The organism is Rhodococcus sp. Leaf278 (assembly GCF_001426085.1).
GTDB lineage: Bacteria > Actinomycetota > Actinomycetes > Mycobacteriales > Mycobacteriaceae > Rhodococcoides.
Map to the genome: position 1 here is coordinate 1 of NZ_LMRR01000037.1, position 3603 is coordinate 3603.

Sequence of the window (3603 nt, forward strand, 5' to 3'; positions counted from 1 at the left end):
TGCCGACAAGCTGGCGCTGCGAGTTGGTCGGACCCGGCTGGTGAACGGCCAGCCACACCGACTCGTTCGCCTCGAACACCAGCTCGTTCGGCAGGTTGTAGATCTGCTCCCCCGGCCCGGTGATCACCGCCGTCTGATCCGGGGACACGTGCTCGATCAGCACCGACCCATCGTCGGGATTCATTCGCCCGATCAGGATGTAGATCGGATTCGGCGACGACGCAGGAATGAAGCCCAGCGCATAGACCACCGAGCCGCGGCCGCCTGACCACTGCACGCGAACGAAGCCTGCCTCGACCGAGTTCTGCGGCGGCAGGTAGGTCGGATCCGCCTTGGTCACTGCGAAATTGTCCGAGTGATTGTGCCGATCGAGGGTGGTCTCAGCTGTCTGCGAAGTGCCGTTCGAGTGACGGTGCCGAGACCATGTTCCCGTGTCGTTGCTCACGCCGCCGCTGAGTCCGTTGACGTCGCGGTCGCGCGAAATCTGATGGAACGTGCACTCGTGGTTGGTCATGCAGTGGTGGTACGGAACGACCGGAAGGCCCTTCTGCACACCGACGATCGCGGCCTGAACGGCGTTGACCTGCTGCTGCTGAGCGGCACCGATCGCCGCCGCAGCAGCTTCGGCCGCGGACGTCGCGGCCGCAGTGGCATCCTCGACGACCGTACCGATCGCCTCTTGCGCGCCCTGCGCCGCTTCGAGGGCAGCGCCGGCGTCGGCCTTCGCATCCTCGATCGCCGTGAACTCGCTGCCACGAATCGCGAATCCCGTCAGGCCCGCCGAGAACTCGGGTGTGGCACCGAAGAATCCGGTCCATGTCATGCACGAGAACATCGAGAACTTGTGGTTGCCGTCCACCGGGAAACCCGACACGTCGTCGTGGACGATCAGTTCGACGCCGTCGACGACCACCACATAGCGGTTGTCCTTCATTCGCAGTTCCGGAGTGGACGAAAAGTTGTACGAGCGTTCGGTGTTCGACTTCCACTGTGATCGCGTCATCGCGTTTCCCGACCGGGTGAATCGGCCGAGCTCGCAGTGCCCACCCCAGAAGTCGACGTACACACCCTCGGTGCCGGCCGCATTGCACCGGCCGTAGATCGCCGTCCTCGCGCGGGTCGCGATCTTTCCCGACTTCGAGAGCGGGTGCACGATCGCAATCACCGAGTAGTTCGGTGACGACGCCGCCTGCGGACACAACGCGTACTGCGTTCCATCATCGACGAGACCGAACGGTGCCGACTGGTTGAGCTGAGCCGCCTGGTCGNCACCGGTACCCGAGCCCGGCACGTTCACTGGCTGCACCGTCGTCAGATTCACGATCGTGCAATCACCGAGTAGTTCGGTGACGACGCCGCCTGCGGACACAACGCGTACTGCGTTCCATCATCGACGAGACCGAACGGTGCCGACTGGTTGAGCTGAGCCGCCTGGTCGATGATCTCCAACAATTGACCGTCACCGAACTGCTGCCATACCGGCACGACGCCGGGATTCGGAGATCCCAGCGACGATGCGTTGATGCGGTTGTAGTTGTCGGAATACTCTGCGCCCGCAGCCATCCGACCTTCGAGGGTCTGTACGCGCGCCGACAATCCGGCGGTCANCGACGATGCGTTGATGCGGTTGTAGTTGTCGGAATACTCTGCGCCCGCAGCCATCCGACCTTCGAGGGTCTGTACGCGCGCCGACAATCCGGCGGTCAGCACCTGCGCGGTGTACTCGCGGTCCTGGGCATCTGGGGTGTTCTCGAAACCCTGATCGCCAGCGAGCACACCACCGAGCGCGCGCAACGCTTCGGAGTTACCGATGTTCGCGCCACCGGGCTTGTCCTGGTCCCGCCCGTTGTATCCGATGTCCGGGTTCTTCGGGTCGAAGTATTCGGGCACAGGCCTACACCGGAACCGGGATCGGACGGACCCGGAGGTAGGCGCGTTCCTTGCGGGTCTCGAGACGGGTCTGCGCCGTGGTCTCGATCTTCCGCGCGATCAGGTAGATGTTCACCGCGGTGTTCGCCGGGACGATGGTCGACGAGGACGTCGGCACCGAGATCGTCTCCTCCGCTGCGCGCGAGAGGATCCGCGGCACCCACTGATTCTGGAACGCGGTTATCGTGATCGCAGGACCGCGCGCGAGCAGCGGGCCCGCGACCGCGCCGAGGCGGCACTCCAAGTCGACGCGAATGTTCGCGGTGGTGAAGAACTCGACCATGCCGTCGACCTCCGGCTCCCATGCAAACGGCTGCGCCGGCATCGGCATCGTCACGATCGAGAGGTACTCGCCCGCCCACCCGTTGCCCGAGTTCACCGCGAGCCAGTCCTCGGCCGAGCCTGCCTTCTTGTAGACACCGGGCGACTGGTAGATCTTGCGCGGACCCCACTTACCGTCCGACCGCTTCGCCAGCACATCACCGGTCACCGCCGCGGTGTCGCCGTCCTCGTAGTCCGTGGCAGCCTCGACAGCCGCCGCCGGACCGGGCACGGTCGACGGCGCGCCGGTGTCGCCCTTTCGGAGGACGAAGTCAGCGGCGTACGCGCCGGGAGAGATCTCCTCGAACTCGACCGACCCATTGCCCTCGGTGGTCGAGGTGACCGACCGGACCGCCAGCGTCGGCACCGCGCCGGTGTCGCCCTTGTCGCCGAGGTAGTTGGTCAGCGTCTCGAACTTCACCGGCCCGCCGGGGTATTCCTCGACGACGATCTTCACGTCTCGGGATCCGTCGACGCGCCAGCCGTGACCGATCCACTCCGGCGAGAGTGTGCCGATCGCGGGAATGTCCTCGGCGATCTGCGCACGGTGGATCTGTACCGGCGTGCCGTCGCGGCCGGGATCGCCGTCGTCGCCCTTGTAGGCGAGAACGTCGACATCCATTTCACCGCTTTCGATCTCGGCGACACCGCGGCCCGTGGTGCGAATGTCCCACTGATCGTGCAGGCGGAGGTTGAGTTTCATCGGGAGTTGGAAATTGAAGCCAGCCATCAGAGTGAGGCCTTCCCATTCATCGAGGTTTCGGTACGAGAATCAGAAACGAGGCCGAGCGGGCGGGGCAGGCAGAATCGGGCCACCCGCATCACGACACGTGCGCACCACGTCGAGTTCCCAATCGATCTGCAAGTCGATGAACTGCTCCATCGCCTCGACTTTGAGCAACAGATCGTTGACCTGATCCTTGTACGGGGAGATCAGGGTGAGAGCGGCCGCCGACAGCGTCGCTGCACCGGATGCTTCACTGTTACCCGCGTCTGCGTTGACCTTCCGTTTCTGCGACGAGATCATCCACAACTGCGCCGCCAGCACGGCGACAGCCAGTGGAGTGATGACAGAGAAGACCTTCAGGACAGTGTCGAGCCATGTCATCGATCGCCCTCACCCTCTGCCAACGCCGGCGGATCAGCGGGTCGCGGAATCAGTAATGCTCGGGTCATACTCCGGCGGTCCCGCACGATGTTCCAGATCCGCAGCCCGGACGCAACCGTGAGTGCGACCCCGATACTTCCCGCGGTCATCGCCCGTGTGCCCAACGCGAACGCAGCGATCCCGTACCCGAACCACAAGAGACCGATGATTGCCAACGAGGTGATCTCCGCAGACGTCTCCTGGCG

General features: G+C 64.4%; 3 protein-coding genes. All 3 read right to left on the bottom strand.

Annotation, left to right across the window (positions count from 1 at the left end; translation table 11 throughout):
* Window positions 1-1894: 1894 nt before the first annotated feature.
* On the bottom strand, window positions 1895-2953 hold the full coding sequence (locus tag ASG84_RS20375) for a hypothetical protein (protein ID WP_156399636.1): 1059 nt from the start codon (window positions 2951-2953) through the stop codon (window positions 1895-1897).
* Between the two features lie 69 nt (window positions 2954-3022).
* On the bottom strand, window positions 3023-3358 hold the full coding sequence (locus ASG84_RS20380) for a hypothetical protein (RefSeq protein WP_057478832.1): 336 nt from the start codon (window positions 3356-3358) through the stop codon (window positions 3023-3025).
* Window positions 3355-3603 (bottom strand): hypothetical protein (locus ASG84_RS27845; RefSeq protein ID WP_162248365.1); only part of this gene is annotated, 249 nt, incomplete at its 5' end. The genes ASG84_RS27845 and ASG84_RS20380, both read right to left, overlap by 4 nt.

What these genes read in the sequence shown, in the direction of transcription:
- ASG84_RS20375 (WP_156399636.1), bottom strand. Translation starts at nt 2,953, where the DNA reads ATGAAACTCAACCTCCGCCTGCACGATCAGTGGGACATTCGCACCACG.
- ASG84_RS20380 (WP_057478832.1), bottom strand. Translation starts at nt 3,358, where the DNA reads ATGACATGGCTCGACACTGTCCTGAAGGTCTTCTCTGTCATCACTCCA.